Origin of the sequence: uncultured Alistipes sp., assembly GCF_949296715.1 — a bacterium.
Classification (GTDB): Bacteria; Bacteroidota; Bacteroidia; order Bacteroidales; family Rikenellaceae; genus Alistipes.
In genome coordinates this window covers 46,388-63,499 of record NZ_CASFQD010000025.1, presented here as the reverse complement: position 1 = coordinate 63,499, position 17,112 = coordinate 46,388, and the positions used below count along the sequence as shown (strand labels likewise).

18 protein-coding genes are annotated in these 17,112 nt (G+C 63.9%); 12 read left to right on the top strand and 6 right to left on the bottom strand.

From position 1 onward, the window contains the following. The first annotated feature begins 139 nt into the window (after positions 1 to 139). The 10 genes from Q1Y33_RS03900 to yidD all read left to right on the top strand — a co-directional run bounded on the left by Q1Y33_RS03900 (position 140) and on the right by yidD (position 8,320). Positions 140 to 817 (top strand): LysE family transporter, encoded by a 678-nt coding sequence (locus tag Q1Y33_RS03900; protein WP_300798443.1) that lies wholly within the window; start codon positions 140 to 142, stop codon positions 815 to 817. Continuing rightward, on the top strand, positions 804 to 1,508 hold the full coding sequence (gene cmk, locus Q1Y33_RS03895; RefSeq protein WP_300798442.1) for a (d)CMP kinase: 705 nt from the start codon (positions 804 to 806) through the stop codon (positions 1,506 to 1,508). The genes Q1Y33_RS03900 and cmk overlap by 14 nt, the downstream gene beginning before the upstream one ends. Further along, positions 1,493 to 2,377 carry a 4-hydroxy-3-methylbut-2-enyl diphosphate reductase gene (locus Q1Y33_RS03890; RefSeq protein WP_300798441.1) on the top strand — a complete coding sequence of 295 codons (885 nt, stop codon included), beginning with the start codon at positions 1,493 to 1,495 and terminating at the stop codon, positions 2,375 to 2,377. Before cmk ends, Q1Y33_RS03890 begins: the two co-directional genes overlap by 16 nt. Before the next feature lie 69 nt (positions 2,378 to 2,446). Beyond that, positions 2,447 to 2,923, top strand: coding sequence for a hypothetical protein (locus Q1Y33_RS03885; RefSeq protein WP_300798440.1), 477 nt, complete (start codon positions 2,447 to 2,449; stop codon positions 2,921 to 2,923). After that, on the top strand, positions 2,913 to 4,574 hold the full coding sequence (locus Q1Y33_RS03880) for a S41 family peptidase (RefSeq protein WP_300798439.1): 1,662 nt from the start codon (positions 2,913 to 2,915) through the stop codon (positions 4,572 to 4,574). Before Q1Y33_RS03885 ends, Q1Y33_RS03880 begins: the two co-directional genes overlap by 11 nt. Before the next feature lie 65 nt (positions 4,575 to 4,639). Next, a complete protein-coding gene (locus Q1Y33_RS03875) occupies positions 4,640 to 5,833 on the top strand; it encodes a HAMP domain-containing sensor histidine kinase (protein WP_300798438.1) in 1,194 nt (397 codons plus the stop codon). Beyond that, positions 5,830 to 6,834, top strand: a complete 1,005-nt coding sequence (locus Q1Y33_RS03870) for a DUF4271 domain-containing protein (RefSeq protein ID WP_300798437.1) — start codon at positions 5,830 to 5,832, stop codon at positions 6,832 to 6,834. Before Q1Y33_RS03875 ends, Q1Y33_RS03870 begins: the two co-directional genes overlap by 4 nt. Before the next feature lie 29 nt (positions 6,835 to 6,863). Continuing rightward, the gene (locus tag Q1Y33_RS03865) at positions 6,864 to 7,727 is read left to right on the top strand and encodes a uroporphyrinogen-III synthase (RefSeq protein ID WP_300798436.1); all 864 of its coding nucleotides are present in this window, start codon (positions 6,864 to 6,866) and stop codon (positions 7,725 to 7,727) included. Positions 7,728 to 7,734: 7 nt separating this feature from the next. Continuing rightward, the gene (locus tag Q1Y33_RS03860; RefSeq protein WP_300798435.1) at positions 7,735 to 8,103 is read left to right on the top strand and encodes a ribonuclease P protein component; all 369 of its coding nucleotides are present in this window, start codon (positions 7,735 to 7,737) and stop codon (positions 8,101 to 8,103) included. Continuing rightward, positions 8,060 to 8,320, top strand: coding sequence for a membrane protein insertion efficiency factor YidD (gene yidD / locus Q1Y33_RS03855; RefSeq protein WP_300798434.1), 261 nt, complete (start codon positions 8,060 to 8,062; stop codon positions 8,318 to 8,320). Before Q1Y33_RS03860 ends, yidD begins: the two co-directional genes overlap by 44 nt. 147 nt (positions 8,321 to 8,467) lie before the next feature. Here yidD and Q1Y33_RS03850 read toward each other — a convergent pair whose 3' ends face one another. From Q1Y33_RS03850 to Q1Y33_RS03825, 6 genes are all read right to left on the bottom strand, one after another. Further along, complete coding sequence (locus Q1Y33_RS03850; protein WP_300798433.1) at positions 8,468 to 9,379, bottom strand: cation diffusion facilitator family transporter; 912 nt, start codon at positions 9,377 to 9,379, stop codon at positions 8,468 to 8,470. Further along, positions 9,376 to 10,272, bottom strand: a complete 897-nt coding sequence (locus Q1Y33_RS03845) for a helix-turn-helix transcriptional regulator (protein ID WP_300798432.1) — start codon at positions 10,270 to 10,272, stop codon at positions 9,376 to 9,378. The genes Q1Y33_RS03850 and Q1Y33_RS03845 overlap by 4 nt, the downstream gene beginning before the upstream one ends. 233 nt (positions 10,273 to 10,505) lie before the next feature. Continuing rightward, a complete protein-coding gene (locus Q1Y33_RS03840; RefSeq protein ID WP_300798431.1) occupies positions 10,506 to 12,341 on the bottom strand; it encodes an alkaline phosphatase family protein in 1,836 nt (611 codons plus the stop codon). Positions 12,342 to 12,417: 76 nt separating this feature from the next. Further along, on the bottom strand, positions 12,418 to 13,074 hold the full coding sequence (upp, locus tag Q1Y33_RS03835; RefSeq protein ID WP_300798430.1) for a uracil phosphoribosyltransferase: 657 nt from the start codon (positions 13,072 to 13,074) through the stop codon (positions 12,418 to 12,420). A 19-nt stretch (positions 13,075 to 13,093) separates the two neighbouring features. Then, positions 13,094 to 14,263 carry a GTPase HflX gene (gene hflX, locus Q1Y33_RS03830; protein ID WP_300798519.1) on the bottom strand — a complete coding sequence of 390 codons (1,170 nt, stop codon included), beginning with the start codon at positions 14,261 to 14,263 and terminating at the stop codon, positions 13,094 to 13,096. A gap of 178 nt (positions 14,264 to 14,441) precedes the next feature. Then, the gene (locus Q1Y33_RS03825; RefSeq protein WP_300798429.1) at positions 14,442 to 15,125 is read right to left on the bottom strand and encodes an energy transducer TonB; all 684 of its coding nucleotides are present in this window, start codon (positions 15,123 to 15,125) and stop codon (positions 14,442 to 14,444) included. Positions 15,126 to 15,305: 180 nt separating this feature from the next. Here Q1Y33_RS03825 and rlmN point away from each other — a divergent pair, with 180 nt between their 5' ends. Further along, positions 15,306 to 16,340: a 23S rRNA (adenine(2503)-C(2))-methyltransferase RlmN gene (gene rlmN, locus Q1Y33_RS03820; RefSeq protein WP_300798428.1), complete on the top strand. Its 1,035-nt coding sequence runs from the start codon at positions 15,306 to 15,308 to the stop codon at positions 16,338 to 16,340. Between the two features lie 246 nt (positions 16,341 to 16,586). After that, positions 16,587 to 17,012, top strand: coding sequence for a thioredoxin family protein (locus tag Q1Y33_RS03815; protein WP_300798427.1), 426 nt, complete (start codon positions 16,587 to 16,589; stop codon positions 17,010 to 17,012). Positions 17,013 to 17,112 lie beyond the last annotated feature (100 nt).

Sequence of the window (17,112 nt, the reverse complement as noted above, 5' to 3'; positions counted from 1 at the left end):
TCCCCGCCTTCGGGTTGAACGGACACGCCCCTTTTTTTGCTCTCCCCGACGCGGAAGTCGGAGCTTTTTCGTATCTTTGTTGCCTGAAGACACACGAGTACTCACCCGCGCACGACAGGCGCACGGCAACAAGGTTAACATGGCATTCGACATTCTGGAAGTTCTCTTCCGCGGCATCTGCGTAGGCGTGGCGGCGTCGATCACGGTCGGCCCTGTGGCGGTGCTCTGCATCCAGCGCACCCTCTCGAAAAGCCGCCGCTCGGGCATCGTCTCGGGAATCGGCGTGGCCTGCGCCGACACCATCATGGCCATGGCGGCGCTCTTCTTCTACTCGATGCTCCAGACCCGCATCGAACAGTACAACACCCTGCTGCGTGTCATCGGCGGCATCTTCGTCGTCATCGTCGGCGTCTACATCTTCTCGCAGAACCCCGTGCCGCAGATCCGCCGCAACCGTGCCGGCAAAAGCTCCCTGTGGCAGGATTTCGTCTCGATCTTCGGCCTGACGATCGCCAACTTCATCATGGTCGTCCCCTACATCCTCGCCTTCTTCGCCGTCTTCAAGATTTCGAGCGGCGACATGACCGACTCGGGATTCGGAGGCTTCATGCGCGCCGTCTTCGTCATCGTCGGCTTCTTCGGCGGCGCCTCGGCCTGGTGGACCCTGCTGGCCTGCGTGGTCAACCTCTTCCGCCGCAAGTTCCGGCCCCGCCACATGCTCACGATCAACCACGTCGCAGGACTCGTCATCGGCGTCCTCGGCATCTACACGATACTATCCACATTTTTTGACATATTCCCCAATGTCGGACACTAAACGCAAGATCATCATCGCCGTGGACGGATTCTCGTCCTGCGGCAAAAGCACCTTCGCCAAGGCCATCGCCGCACGGCTGGGTTATATTTTCATCGACACGGGCGCCATGTACCGCGCCGTGACGCTCTACGCCCTCGAACACGGCGCCATCCGCTCGGGCATGGTCGACGAGGAGGCCGTCGTGCGGTTGCTCGACGACATCTCGATCACCTTCCGCTTCAACCCCGAGCGCGGCGCCAGCGACATCTACGTCAACGGGGACCTGGTCGAGGGCAAAATCCGCACCATCGAGGTCTCGAACTGCGTGAGCCGCGTGAGCGCCATCCCCGCCGTGCGGAGCAAGCTCGTAGCCATGCAGCAGGAGATGGGCCGCCGCCGCGGCGTGGTGATGGACGGGCGCGACATCGGCACGGTGGTCTTCCCCGACGCCGAGCTCAAGCTCTTCATGACGGCCGACCCCGCGGTACGGGCGCGGCGCCGCTACGACGAACTGACGGCCAAGGGCGAGCACGTGACGCTCGAGGAGATCGAGCGCAACGTCCGCGAACGCGACAAGGCCGACATGAGCCGCGCCGTGTCGCCCCTGCGGCAGGCCGACGACGCCGTCGTGCTGGACAACAGCCACATGACCGTCGACGAACAGATGGTGTGGTTCCTGGATAAATTCAAGGAGGCGTGCGCATCGAAATAGACGACAAATCGGGATTCTGCTTCGGCGTGGTCCGGGCGATCACGGAGGCCGAGAAGGCCCTCGCGGAAGGCGGCACGGTCTATTCGCTCGGCGACATCGTCCACAACCGCATCGAGGTGCAGCGCCTCGAACGTCTCGGGCTGCAGACCGTTACGCACGACGAGATGCCCCGCCTGGCGGGATGCCGCCTCTTCATCCGGGCGCACGGCGAGCCGCCGACGACCTATGCGCGGGCCCGCGAGCTGGGCATCGACCTGATCGACGCCACCTGTCCGGTGGTGGCGCGGCTCCAGACGCGCGTCGTCCGGGCCCACGAACTCATGCGCCCCGTCGGCGGACAGGTGGTGATCCTCGGCAAGCGGGGGCACGCCGAGGTCGTGGGGCTCACGGGGCAGGTCGACGCCCCGACGATCGTCATCGAGGGGCCACAGGACCTCGACGCCATCGACTTCACGCGGCCGGTCTACTTCCTCTCGCAGACGACGCAGAGCATCGCCCTCTTCGAGCGGCTGTGCGACGAGATGCGCCGCCGGGCGGCCGACCCCGCGCAGGTGCGGATCGAGGATACGATCTGCCGGCAGGTGGCCAACCGCGAGGAGCACCTGGCGGCCTTCGCCCGGCGCTTCGACGTCGTGGTCTTCGTCTGCGGGCGCAAGTCCTCGAACGGCAAGGTCCTCTTCGAGGTGTGCCGCCGCGCCAACGCCGCGACCTACAACATCGAGGAGGCCGCCGAGCTGGAGCCGCAATGGTTCGCCGGCGCCGCGTCGGCGGGTATCTGCGGCGCCACGTCGACGCCCAAGTGGCTCATGCAGCAGGTCGCCGACGCCGTCGGCCGGATCGCCCCGCAACAGCAGCAACACAAGGCATAGAGGCCGCAGGAGGTCCTGCCGCCGCATCACAACAGACCCTACATAGTTTCAACCGCAAAAAAGACAGTCATGAAAAGGTATCTGATCCGTTCCGTAAAATATTTCGTCGCCCTGTGCGTTCTTCTGGTGGCCGTCATGGCGCTGAACCGCGCCATGGGCTCGACGCTCACCATCCGGGAGACCTTCTACGTGATGTTCCACACGACACGCGGGCTGCTGCTGCCGGTTGTGGTCGTCGTGCTGGCGCTCTGCTACCCCCGCTTCGGCTTCATCGTGCGCCGCGTCGAAGGCGACACGGAACTCGACCGCGAGCAGATCGTCAACGCCTTCCGCTCGGCGGGCTTCTCGCTGCGCCGCGAGGAGGAGGGCGTACTCTTCTTCCGCGCCGACGGCTTCGTGCAGAAGCTGTTGCTGCTGTGGGAGGACGAGATCAGGGTTTCGCAGTACGGACAATGGATCGAGCTGGACGGCATCCGCCGCGGCGTGGCCCGCGTGCAGTACCGGCTGGACTCGTACCTGCAAATGAAACGACGCAATGAAAAGTAAATTCAAGGGCGCGGCCGTCGGCGGCGCACTCGTCGCGGCGGCAGCCCTCACGCTCTTCGCCGCACGAAACGACTTCGGACTGGGGCGCAACATGGAGATCACGGTCAACATGATGCGGGCCCTCTCGCTGGAGTATGTCGACGAGGTAGACCCCGACCACCTGATGGAGGGGGCCGCCCGCGGTATGGTCGAGGACCTCGACCCCTATACGGAGTACATTCCCGAGGAGGGGATGCAGGATTTCGAAATCCTCACGACGGGCAAGTACGGCGGCATCGGCTCGCTCATCCGCCAGAAGGAGGACTACGTGCGCATCGCACAACCCTACCAGCACTCCCCCGCCGACAAGGCCGGGCTCAAGATCGGCGACAAGATCATCGCCATCGACGGCAAGGAGGCCAGGGGCTTCACGACCGAGCAGGTCTCCGAACGGCTCAAGGGCGAACCGGGCTCGACGGTGAAGGTGACGGTCGAGCACCTCGACGGCACGCGGCAGACCGTCGCGATCCGCCGCGAACGGATCGCCATTCCGGGCGTGCCCTACGTCGGATGGGCAGCCGACGGCATCGGTTACATCCGCCACAGCGACTTCACCGAGGGGTGTTACGAGGAGATGCGCGCGGCCATCGAACGGCTGCGCCGCGAGGGCGAACTGAAGGGCCTCGTGCTGGACTACCGCTCGAACGGCGGCGGCATCATGCAGGAAGCGGTGAAGATCCTCTCGATGTTCGTCCCGAAGGGTACCGAGGTCGTGAGCACGAAGGGCCGCACGAAGGAGTCGCGGCAGGCCTTCCGCACCGAATCGGAGCCGATCCTGCCCGACCTTCCCCTGGCCGTACTCGTGAACGGCAATTCGGCCTCGGCCGCGGAGATCGTGGCCGGCGCCCTGCAGGACCTCGACCGTGCGGTGCTCGTCGGGCAGCGCAGCTTCGGCAAGGGGCTCGTGCAGTCGACCCGTCCGCTGGGCTACAACGCCATGCTGAAGCTCACAACGGCGAAGTACTACATTCCCTCGGGCCGCTGCATCCAGGCCGTCGACTACTCCCACTCGCAGCAGGGCAGCGTCCATACGGTGCCCGACTCGCTCATCTCGGAGTTCACGACGCGCGCCGGGCGCAAGGTCTATGACGGCGGCGGCATCATGCCCGACCTCCTCACCGAACCGGAGTACATCTCGCGCTTCGCCATGACGCTCTACGCCCTGGGATTCATCGAGGACTTCGGCGACGAATACATGCGCCGCCATGCGGGCGACACGATCGACGTGCGCACCTTTACGATCACCGATGCCGACTATGCCGATTTCGCGGAGTTCATGAAGGACAAGAAGGTCCCCTACGAATCGGACACGCGGCGGGCGCTCAAGGCGCTGAAGAAGGCCGCCGAGGAGGACCGCTTCGAGGAGCTGGCCGCAAAGTTCGATCGCCTGGAGACCGAGCTGAAGGACGACACGCAGACCAACCTGGAGACCTACCGCAAGGAGGTCGTCGAATCGATCAACAACGACATCATCCTGCGCCACGGCTACACGGCGGGGGTCATCGAGCACTCACTCGCGGACGACGCCGAGCTGCAGCGGGCCGTCGGGGTGTTGCAGTCGCCCGACGAATACCGCCGCATCACCACCGAGCAGGACACGAAGAAAAAATAGCGGCGGCGGACCGGAGAGAGGCCCCGCACCCGAAGCGGCAGAGATTTTGAAAAGGAAGATTCCCTATGAAACTGCGTCGTGACATATTCTCGTTCCGCAACCGCGTGGTGGTAATCATCGTGGGCGTGGTGCTGGGCGGCATCTCGCTGCTCTACACCAACAACATGGCCCAGCAGCTCAAGGAGAAGGAGCAGCACGACGTCGCCCTCTGGGCCCATGCCATGGAGCGCGTGAACCGCGAAGTGCTCAGCGGCAAGCTCCAGGTCCAGGACCCGCTCGTGGAGGACCTCATCTCGAACAACAACAACATCCCCTTCATCATCACCAACCAGAACCTCGAGGTGGTCAACTATTCGCACCTGATCCCCGAGGAGATCATCGACCATCCCGACAAGCTGCGCCGCCAGATCGAGAAGTTCACCGAGGAGAACACCCCGCGCACGGTCCGTTTCTGGTGGAGGCCCGACAACAATTATTACCATATCATCTTCTACGGCAAGTCGGCCCTGCTCAAGTCGCTCTACTACTTCCCCTACATCCAGCTGCTCGTCATTGCGGCATTCATCACGCTGGGGTTCATCGCCTTCCGTTCGTCGAAACACGACGAGCAGAACCGCGTGTGGATCGGGCTGGCCAAGGAGACCGCACACCAGCTCGGCACGCCGACCTCGTCGCTGCTCGGGTGGATCGAGTACCTGCGCGCACAGAACGTCGACCAGACGGCCGTCGACGAGATGCAGAAGGACCTCGCCCACCTGATGAAGATCGTCGACCGCTTCTCGAAAATCGGCTCCGAAACGCCGCTCACCCCGGCCAACATCAACGAGGTGGTGGGCGAATCGGTCATGTACTTCCGCAAGCGCATCCCGCGCAACGTCACGCTCGAATACAACGGGCTGGCCATCGCCCCGGTGCAGGCCAACATCAACTCGGCCCTCTTCGAGTGGGTCGTGGAGAACCTCATGAAAAACTCGCTCGACGCACTGCAGGGACACGGCACGATCGACGTGAAGATCTCGTCGGATGACCGCAACGTGATGATCGACGTGCGCGACACGGGCAAGGGCATTCCCAAAAGCAACTGGAAACGCATCTTCGAGCCGGGCTTCACGACCAAGACCCGCGGCTGGGGCCTCGGGCTCTCGCTCTCGCGCCGCATCGTCGAGGAGTACCACCAGGGCAAGATATTCGTCGTAGACTCCGAGATCGGCAAGGGCACGACCATCCGCGTCCTCCTCAAACGCACCTTCGCAGGATGACCGACTCGCTGACATACCGGCACGCCGGAACGGCGATCCGGCCCGCTGCCGCCGCCAACCCGCCGCAGGGACCGGACAGCGTCTCCACGGCAACGGCCGCGGCCGACACGGCGGGATTCGCACCCCGTCCGGCCGCCGATACCCTCACCGACGACTCGCAGCTGCGCGCACCGGCCGACACCGCAGGATACGGCGACCTCCTCTTCCCGGCCGACACCTGCGCATGCGGACCGGAGAGCAAGCCCGTCTGCTGGCGCGACACGACCGCACAGGCCGTCTTCGGACAGGAGTCGGTCGCGGCGGCACCCGGTCCGGTCACGGTGACACCGGACGACACGCTCATCGAGAACGCCGTATTCCAGGGCTTCGTTCTGCTGCTGGCCGCCACCTACGGCACGCTGCTCTACCGCAACCTGAGCGACGTGAGGGCCCTGATCGGGCGCGTCTCCCGCGATACGGCCACGGGGCAGCGGCTGGCCGAGGGACCCGGGGGCAGCGGATTCTCGCGCTTCCAGAACGTCACGACCGCCATCGGCATGCTCTTCATGGGGGTCGTGGTGGTCAAGTACGGCGACGCGCTCATGCCGCAGCGGCTCGTGGCCATGCTCCCGCACGGCGCCGTGCTCGCCATGAGCCTGCTCGCCACGGCGGCCTGCACGGCCGTGGCGGCGTTCCAGCTGCTCTCCACCCGCCTGATCGGCGCCCTCACCCTCTCGCAGCCCTTCACGTCGCAGCTCGTCCTGCTCAAACGCACCTACTTCGCCCTCGCCGTAATCGTCACCTCCCCCATGCTGCTGCTCTTCGCGCTCTGCCCGCGCGGCACGGGCGGAATCTGGTTCACGGTCATCGTCGCCGAGCTCGCCATCACCGCCATGCTCTACTTTCGGGAGACGCTGAACCTCTTTCTTTCCAAAAAAATTTCGATTTTGCATTGGTTTTTGTACCTTTGCACCGTGGAAATTTTCCCGATCAGCCTCCTGTGGCTGCTGACGGCAAGGTAAAAGAGATAACAAAACTAATTCCCGGAAAGTTGAAAGTCAAGAAAGTATTGGTTTCGCAGCCGAGACCCGCAATCCTCGAAAAGTCTCCGTTCTACGAACTCTCCCAGAAATACGACGTGGAGATCACATACAAACCGTTCATCCGTGTCGTAGGCGTCTCTCTGAAGGAATTTCGCGCTCAACGAGTCGAGATACTCTCCCATACGGCCGTGATCTTCACCTCCCGCACGACGGTCGACAGTTTTTTCCACATCTGCGAAGAGGCCCGCATTACCGTTCCCGAAACCATGAAGTACATCTGCCAGACGGAGGCCGTGGCGCTCTATCTGCAGAAATACATCGTCTACCGCAAACGCAAGATTTCGTTCGGAGATGGTTCGTTTACGTCACTCATCGAGCTGATAATCAAGCATAAGGAAGAAAAATTCATGCTGGCCCTGAGCGAGCCCCACAAGCCCGAGCTGCCCGAGACGCTCGCCAAGCTCAAACTCTCGTTCAACCCCGTCATCCTGGCCCGCACCGTGGCGGCCGACCTCGACGACGTGAACCTCGAGGAGTACGGGCTGCTGGCCCTCTACTCGCCGACGGATGTCGCCACGCTGGTCGGGAAATTCGGTTCCGAGACGCTGCCCGCCATCGCCGTCTTCGGCGAGGGGACGCTCCGCGCGGCCATCGACGCCGGGATCCCCGTGCTGGCGAATGCCCCGACGCCCGTGGCCCCCTCGATGGCCAAAGCCGTCGACATCTACCTCTCGAAGGTGGAGAAGGGAGAGGAGATCCAGCCCGTCGAGCTGACCACCGACACCCGCAAGGAGGAGTTCATCCGCAGCCAGCAGCACAAGCTCGCCAAGAAGAGCCGCACGCGCCGCCCCGCGGCCGAATCCCGCAAATAACACCGCCATGCCCGACCGCTCGCTCCCCCGCACGGAACGGCTCCGCTCGCTCGGGGCCGTGCGCCGGCTGTTCGAGAGCGGCGAGAGCGGCTTCGTCTACCCGTTCCGCTACGTCTGGTTCGCGGAACCCGACCTCGTGCAATCGATCGAAGTACTCTTCTCGGTGCCCAAGAAGTTCCACAAACGGGCCAACAAACGCAACCTGCTGCGCCGCCGCACGAAGGAGGCATACCGGCTGCAGAAGAACCTGCTGCATGCCGACACCCCCGTCAACCTCGATCTGGCGCTCATCTACTCCTCGAAGGAGGTCCTGCCCTACAAAACCATCGCCCATGCCGTCCGCCGGATTCTGGAATCGGTCGTGGAGCATCTGTAAACGGCTCTGCGCCCTGCCGCTGATCGTCCTGGTGCGCTTCTATCAGTTGTGCATCTCGCCCTTCACGCCGCCCTCGTGCCGCTTCACGCCCACCTGCTCGCAGTATGCGCTCGAGGCCCTGCGCAAATACGGCCCGCTGAAGGGCACCTGGCTTGCCCTGCGCCGTCTGGCCCGCTGCCACCCCTGGGGCGGACACGGCTACGACCCCGTTCCCTGAAACGGGCGACACACAAAAAGGGTAATGATGCCAAAACGGGTTGGAGTCTGCAACCAACAAGGGGACAGAACAAGCGGGACGCTCTTCATCGGAAGAGCGTCCCGTTTTCGTATCGGCAGCCGGTGCGCGAAGCGGCGTCGGGCGGGATCAGTCCCGCAGGTCGGCGCAATGCTCCGCCGGCGTCTCGAACTCGAGCGTCGCATGGCGGATGCCCGCCCCGGCAAGCGTCGTCTTGAGCGCCGCCTTGACCTCGCCGAGGCGTTCGGTCGTCGGCACCACGACATGCGCCGTGAGGGCGTTTTCCGTCGTGCTGATCGCCCAGACATGGATGTGGTGCACGGCCTCAACCCCCTCAACGCGGCACATGGCTCCTTCGATCTCCGCCAGGTCGATGCCCGCCGGCACACCGTCGAGCGAGAGGCGCAGGCTGTCGCGCGTAAGCGACCAGACCGAAGCGACGATGACGCACGCGACGGCCAGCCCCACAATCGGGTCGATGAGCGTCCAGCCGGTCCACGAGATGACGAGGCCCGAGACGACGACACCGATTGAGACCAGCGCGTCGGCCGCCATGTGCAGGTAGGCCCCGCGGACATTCAGGTCGCGGTCCTTCTCCTTCATGAAGAGCCAGGCGGTGAATCCGTTGACCGCGACGCCGATGCCGGCCGTCCAGGCGATGGCGCCGCCCTCGATCGGGGCCGGATGCAGCAGGCGGCCGACACTCTCGGCGACGATCACCCCCACGGCCACCAGCAGGATCATCGAGTTGAGCAGCGAAATGAGCACCGTGCTCTTCTTGTATCCGTAGGTGTAGCGCGGCGTGGCGGGCGCCTGTGCCAGCCGGAAGGCCAGCAGGGCCAGAAGCAGGCTCGCCACGTCGGAGAGGTTGTGCCCGGCGTCCGACAGCAGCCCCATCGAGCCGTACCAGATGCCGACCGCGAACTCCACAACGACGAAAGCGACGTTGAGCGCGATGCCCGCACGGAACGAACGGTTGAGCGACGCCACGGAGGGGTCGGCCACATGGTGGTGATGGTGGTGGTGGGGTGCGTGTGTCATGAGGGGGTATCGGTAATGGTCTCCTTGATCTCGGAGAGCACGACCAGCTTGTTGACGATGGCGTAGATCGTAAGCCCGGCGGCGGAGTGTATCTGCAGCTTCGCGGCGATGTTGCGGCGGTGCGTGATGACCGTATGGGCCGAGATGCAGAGCGTGTCGGCGATCTGCTTGTTGGTCATGCCCTTCACGACGTAGACGATGATCTCCCGCTCGCGGGCGCTCAACGGTTCGGGCTTGGCGCTGCGCGGCGCATCGGCCGCCAGCCGCTCCACGGCGGGGATGAAAATCTCGTCCTCGACGGCGTTGTGCGACGCCAGCTCCTGCTCGCAGGTGAAGATGTCGAACAACACGCCGTTCAGCTCGTTCGTGCCGCCCGCAGGGTAATATTTGATGATGATGTTCTTCAGTTCGCGCAGCCGCGTCTCGACCTGGTCGTGGTGGCGGCGGAAAATCTCGATCGAGTAGGCCTCGTTCTTCTCACCGGCCAAGAGCGACTCGACATACGGGAAGACGGTCTTCTCCTCGTAGGCCATGTGACGGTCGACCTCGGCGACATACTCGTCGTAGTAGCGCAGGATGGCGAACGAAACGTCGCTCAAACTACAGTCGACCGCCTCGATGAGCTTGCGGCGGATGGCCGGCAGGCGGAACCCGAGGAAGTAGCCGTGCGAGTTGTGCAGGTAGTCCGTAAGGGCCCGGACCGAGACCCCCTGCGAAAGCTCCGCGCCGTTGCCGAAGTTCATCAGCAGGTTCACCACCGCCAGGAACGTCGCCGTATCGACGCGATTCTCGTCGCACACCTCGGCGATCGTCTTGTCGCCGAAGCCGAGCGATATGCCGAAGCGGCTCATCACCTGCAGGACCGGGTAGCGGTCGCACACCAGGTCGCACATTCTGTCTTCTCCCGTATAACCTCCCGATTTGTACATAGTTCGTTCTGCCGGCGCATCCCCGGCGCTGCGGTTTTCAATCAATCTTCCGGCCGGGCTCTCCGACCGGGGTGCCGGGCCGCCGTCCGGCAGGGCTCGCCTTGCGGCGGTACGGACGGCTCCTATCTTTGCGGCGCAAAGATAAGGCGAGGGGATATGCGGCGCAATACCTACATATAGGTATCCTGCGCGCCCGATCAGCGACGCGAGATGTCGACGTAGGTCGTCTGCAACATCGTGCGGCCGATCTCCAGCAGTGCAGGATCGTCGCCCGAGACGGTCTGCTGCGTCGTGGCGTCCCACACGACCGCTCCCGAGGCGTCGACCACGCCGAAGCCGTCGTTGAAGGTATAGTAGGCGAACTTGCGCGGCGGGGCCGGCGCAAAGATGTCCTTGCTGTAGTCGTAGTCGTCGTGCGGAAGCCCCAGCTGCCCGAGCAGCGTGGCGCAGAGGTCAATCTGCGAGGCGTACTCCCCGACGACGCGCGGGGCGGCGACGGCGCCGCCCGTCCAGATCATCGGGATGCGGTGGCGCAGCGGCTCGTTGTAGGTCAGCGAGCGCGGGTAGGGATAGCCGTGGTCCGCCACGAGCACCAGCAGCAGGTTGTCCCATGCCGGCGAGGCCTTCAGCCGGTCGACCATGCGGCCCACGCACTCGTCCGAGAAGGCGAAGGCGTTGAGCACCTTGTCGTCGAACTTCGCGTAGGGAACGTCGAAGGGCTTGTGGCTGCTCAAGGTGAGCAGCCCCGCGAGGAAGGGCTCACCGCGCCGGCTCAAATCGATCACCCGGTCGGCAAACCAGTCGCACATGACGGCATCGTCGTAGCCCCAGTCGGACGGCGTCGCAGCAAAATGCAGATCCTTCTGCCAGACGAGCTCCTGCCACCCCGTGGCGTACATGTAGGAGGCCTGGTCCGTGAAGTTCAGGTCGCCGCCGTAGGAGAAGCTCGTGGCGTAGCCCGCGCTGTCGAGCGACCGCGCCAGCGAGGGGAGCGAGCGGCTCTTGCCGGGCAGTTTCATGATCGAGGTGCGCGTCTGCGCGGGGAAGCCGCTCAAAAGGGCCACCTCGCCGCGGTCCGTGCGGAAGGAGTTGGCAAAGAAGTTCTCGAACCACACGCCCTCCTCCTTCATCCGCCGCATGTGGGGCATGACGGGCTCGCCACCGACCTGCGCATCCATCACCGTGCGGGCGAAGCTCTCGAGAATCACCACCACGACGTTGGGCCGCTGCGTGCGCAGCACACACTCCGCCGGAGCGCTCCCGGGGCGGTTGCCGCGCAGCGCCTCGAACTTCGCGGCGCGTGTCGGCTCGTCGTAGAAGGGGTATTCGGCCGCATAGTCCCTGTGGTCACCCAGCGAGGCGAGGAACGAGAAGACGGGGTTCGTGGCGGCATGGTTCAGGAAGAGCACCGGGCTGAAGTAGACCTTCGAGACATTGGCCACCGAGGCGCCCGTGCCACCGCGGATCGCCAGGAAGTCGAAGCCCGCGAGCATGACCATGGCCAGCGAACCGAAGAAGGCGCCGAAGCCCGGGACGGGTTCGCCGTCGAAGAGCCGCAGCACGCGGCGGTAGCCCCAGATCATCGCTCCGGCATAGAGTGCGAAGAGCAGCAGCTGCCGCACGCCGAGCCAGAAATCGACGCTTGCCATCGCCTCCTTCGGATCGGCCAGGTAGATCAGGATCGTCGCGTCGAGCCGGAAGCCCCAGTGCTCGTAGAGGGCAATGTCCACGGCGAAGATCGCCGCCGTGACCAGCGAAACGAGGACGAAGTAACCCGTCAGGATACCCCGCCAGAGACGCTGCGGCAGCCGCACCCACAACGACACGAGCGTCGCGAGCAACGGCACGACCGTCACGTAGCCCGCGACGGTCATGTCGAGCGACAGTCCGTGCCAGAGGACACGGCACCAGCCGCCGAATCCCGCTTCGGCGGCTTCGGCAGCGTAGTAGGCCAGGAATACGGGTTTCTGCACGGCCATCATCACGACGGTCGCGGCAAAAACGACAAGGACGAACAACAGCTTCTTCTTCATCTCGGTCTCGTATTACGGTTTCGCACCGCGCGGCGCGGTGTCGCTCCCTGCACCCGGCTTCGCCGGAAGGCGCAGGTCAGATCTTCTCGCCGTAGGCCAGGTCGCCCGCGTCGCCGATGCCCGGAACGATGTACGACCGCGAGGTCAGCTCCTCGTCGACGGCCGCCGCCCAGATCGTCGTCGACTGACGCGGCATGTTCTTCTCGACGTAGTCGATGCCCTGCTCCGAGGCGATGACCGCCGCGACATGCGTATGGTCGGGCACGCCGCCCCGCTCGCACAGCGCATTGTAGGCCAGCACGAGCGACGAACCCGTGGCCAGCATCGGGTCGACCAGCAGCAGCGTCTTGCCCTCGAGCGAGCCGCACGAGATGTATTCGACCTTCACGGTGAACTTGCCGTCCTTCGTGCTCTTGCGGTAGGCCGAGACAAAGGCGTTCTGCGCATCGTCGAAGTAGTTCAGGAATCCCTGATGGTAGGGAAGGCCCGCCCGCAGGATTGTCGCGATGACCAGCCGGTCGTCGATTGTCTGCACGGTCGCCTCGCCCAGCGGGGTCTCCACCATACGGGGCGAATAGGCAAGGGTCCTGGAAATCTCGTAGGCCGTCACTTCGCCGATGCGCTCCATGTTGCGGCGGAAACGCATCGAATCCTTCTGAATCGTGCGGTCGCGGATTTCGGCGATGAACTTGTTGAGAACGGTGTTCTGTTGCGAGAGGATGTGCAAAGTCATATCGGTTGTGGTTTGATGGTCAATAGAGAAAGTTGTTGAAGGGATAACGCCCGGCATGTATCTCACGCACCATGCCGTAGAGGTCCGTGCGGAACTTCTCGATGTTGGCTTTCGTCAGCGCCGAGAGGAAGATGCAGGGCGTATTGGCCCGCGCAATCCAGCTGCGCTTCAGCTCCTCGAGCGAGAGGTTCTCGCGCGTGGCGGGCGTCAGGTCGTCCTCCTCCTTCTTTACATAGGTGTAGGCGTCAACCTTGTTGAAGACCAGGTAGACGGGCTTGTCGCCCGCGCCGATCTCCTGAAGCGTCTGCTTCACGACGTCGATCTGATCCTCGAACTGCGGGTGCGAGATGTCCACCACATGCACGAGCAGGTCGGCCTCGCGCACCTCGTCGAGCGTCGACTTGAACGACTCAATCAGCTCCGTGGGCAGCTTGCGGATGAACCCCACCGTATCCGAGAGCAGGAAGGGCAGGTTGTCGAAAACCACCTTGCGCACCGTCGTGTCAAGCGTCGCGAAGAGCTTGTTCTCGGCGAAGACCTCGCTCTTCGAGATGAGGTTCATGAGCGTCGACTTGCCCACGTTCGTGTAGCCCACGAGCGCCACGCGCACCAGCGCCCCGCGGTTCGAGCGCTGCACGGCCATCTGGCGGTCAATCTTCCTGAGGTCCTCCTTCAGTTTGGCGATGCGGTTGCGGATGATACGCCGGTCGGTCTCGATTTCGCGCTCGCCCGCGCCGCCGCGCGTGCCCGTGCCGCCGCGCTGTCGCTCGAGGTGGGTCCACAGGCCCGACAGCCGCGGCAGCATGTATTCGTAGTTGGCCAGCTGCACCTGCGTCTTTGCATAGGCCGTCTGGGCCCGCGACATGAAGATGTCGAGAATCAGGCGCGTGCGGTCCAGGATGCGGCACGGCATCGCCTTCTCGATGTTGCGCGTCTGCGACGGCGAGAGCTCGTCGTCGAAAATCACCACGTCGATCTCCTCGTCACGGCACCAGGAGGCAATCTCCTCCAGCTTGCCCGGGCCCACGTAGATGCGGGCCGAGGGCTGCGGCAGCCGCTGCGTAAAGCGCTTCACGGCGCGGATGTCGGCCGTTTCGGCCAGAAATTCCAGTTCGTCGAGATACTCCTCGGCCTGACGCGGGTCCTGGTTGTCGCGCACGACGGAGACCAACACGGCACGCTCCCGCATGTCGGGGGCGGCTTCGGATGGAACGTTATGTCTGTTTTCTTCCAATGCGGATAATCGTTTTTCAGGATTCATGGTCCCCGACCGGATGCCGGGGCGGATATGCGGATGCAAACACGATGCTACAAATAAGGGTATCCGCCCGAAAGCAGGATACCCTTCATAGGAATGAACAATCGCATCAGTTCTGCACGCGGAAATCGACGGGCAGGGTGTACTTCACGCGCACCACCTGATTACGCTGCTTGCCCGGCGACCACTTCGGCGACTTGCTCAACACGCGGATGGCCTCCTCCGAAAGCGAACGGTCCGGAGTCTGGAGCACCTGGATGTTGGTCAGACGGCCGTCCTTCTCAATCACGAACGACAGCACCACGCGGCCCTGGATACCGTTCTCGAGGGCGATCTGCGGGAACTTCACGTTCTGCTGCACCCAGTTGCGGAAGGTGTTGAGGTCACCGCCCTGGAACGAAGGCATCGTCTCGGCCACGAGGAACGGCTGGTCGTCCTCGATCACCTCCTCGACGATATCCACCTGCTGGATAATCTCGGCATCCTGGTCGAAATCCGTAAAGGTGAAGTCCGTCTCGATCTTCGTGTCGTTGGTCACGACCTCGAGCATGTCGGCGATCACCTTCACCTCGACCTTCTTGGGGGCCTCGGGCTGCTTCTCCGGCTGGCGGGTGATCTCGGTAATTTCGGTCTCGACCGGAGCGTACTCCATGTCAAGCTTCTCAATCCGGTGCTCCTTCGGCGTGTAGCTGAAGGCAAGAATCACCAGGCCGAGCGCGATGATAAGTCCGACTTCAAGCAAAAGACCGCGTTTGTTCTGCAGGTCCGCTTTGGGCGATTTTTTGATTTCCATCTATCCTAATTTTTAATTATTGTTGTTCCGCCTCGGATCGCTTCGCCGCACGGCGAAGCAGCGTATATGTACGCTATGCACCACAAATATAGGGATAAAAATCCAAAAACGAACTCTTCGCCGCAAAAATATTCATTTTTTGCCTACATTTGCGCTGACAAACGGCCAATGCGCACCGACATGACACCCAAAGAGACCCTGTACGGCAAGAATCCGGACGAACTGGCGGCCCTCTGCGCCGCGGAGGGAATGCCCCGCTTCGCGGCCCGGCAGATCGCCCGCTGGCTCTACGTGCGCCACACCGAGGAGCCGCAACGCATGACCGACCTCTCGGCCGCAAGCCGTGCCCGGCTCGCCGAGCGCTTCACGACAGCACTCCACGCCCCCGAGCGGGTCACCGTCTCGGCCGACGGCACGAAAAAGTACCTCTTCCGCACGGCACAGGGCCACTTCATCGAGTCGGCCTACATCCCCGACGGCGAGCGGGCCACGCTCTGCGTCTCGTCGCAGGCCGGGTGCCGCATGGGCTGCCGCTTCTGCGCCACGGGCCGGCAGGGGCTGCAGCACAGCCTTTCGGCCGCCGAGATTCTCAACCAGATTGTCTCGCTGCCCGAGCGCGACCGCCTGACGAACGTCGTCTTCATGGGCATGGGCGAGCCGCTGGACAACCTCGACAACGTGCTGCGGGCGCTCGGAATCATGACCGCCGACTGGGGCTTCGCCTGGTCGCCGACGCGCATCACCCTTTCGACGGCGGGCGTCGTGCCGGCGCTGCGGCGCTTCCTCGACGAGACGAAGGTCCACCTGGCCGTCAGCCTCCACAACCCCATACGCGAGGAGCGGGCCGCAATCATGCCCGTCGAGCGGGCGTGGCCCATTGCCGAGGTCATCGACATCCTGCGCGGGTACGACTTCACGCACCAGCGCCGCGTATCGTTCGAGTACATCCTCATGAGCGGACTGAACGACTCGCCGCGACACATCCGTGCGCTGTGCCGCCTGCTCGACGGCGTCAAGTGCCGCATCAACCTCATCCGCTTCCACAAGATTCCCGGGTCGCCCTACTTCTCGCCCCCGGACGAGGAGATTGTCCGCTTCCGCGACACGCTCACGGCCAAGGGCATTCAGACGACAATCCGCGCCTCGCGCGGCGAGGACATTCAGGCCGCCTGCGGGCTGTTGAGCACGCAGGAGCTGGAGCGGCGCAACGACTGACGGCGGAGGGCCCGGCAACGGAGGGCGCGGCCGCAAACCTACCGATACGGCGCAAGGGAGGAGGGGCTGCGGAGCGGCTGTCACAAAGGCGCCGGCACGGAGTTTTCGGCACAGGGCCATCGGCACGGAACACCCAGCACCGGACCGTCGGCACGAAGCAAGGAGGCTATGGACCGGCAGTCGGACCCGAAACGAATATCCCGGCGCGGTAGTTGCACGTCGGGAATCAAAAAAACACACGTGAAGATGAAAAAGAGACTGTTGCTGCTCCTGCTGCTGCTCGGCCCGCTCGGCGCCGCGGCACAGGTGCGTTTCGAGACCAAATCCACGGACGCCGTGCGCGAAATGGCCCTGCGCAGCGGCAAGCTGGTGCTTATCGACCTCTACGCCTCGTGGTGCCCGCCCTGCCAACTGATGGAGCGCGAGGTCTTCTCGCTGCGCGAAGTCGGCGAGTTCGTCGAGGCACGCTTCGTCGCGGCGAAATACGATGTCGACAAACACACGGGACGCGAACTCATGCGCCGCTACGGCAGCGGGTCGATTCCGCTCTATCTGGTCTTCGACACCGACGGCAACCTGCTGGGGCGTATCACGGGGGCTTCGGACGCCGAGACCTTCATGCGCAACCTCGCCCGCATCGCCGACAGCGCCCGGAAGCCGGAACAACAGTAAGGCCGCACGCCCGGAATCCGGAATGCGGCCGGCGGCCGCATTGTTGCGCAGGGATACGATCCGACACGGCCCGTCACGCGGAGTGCCGGGATGCGCAGGA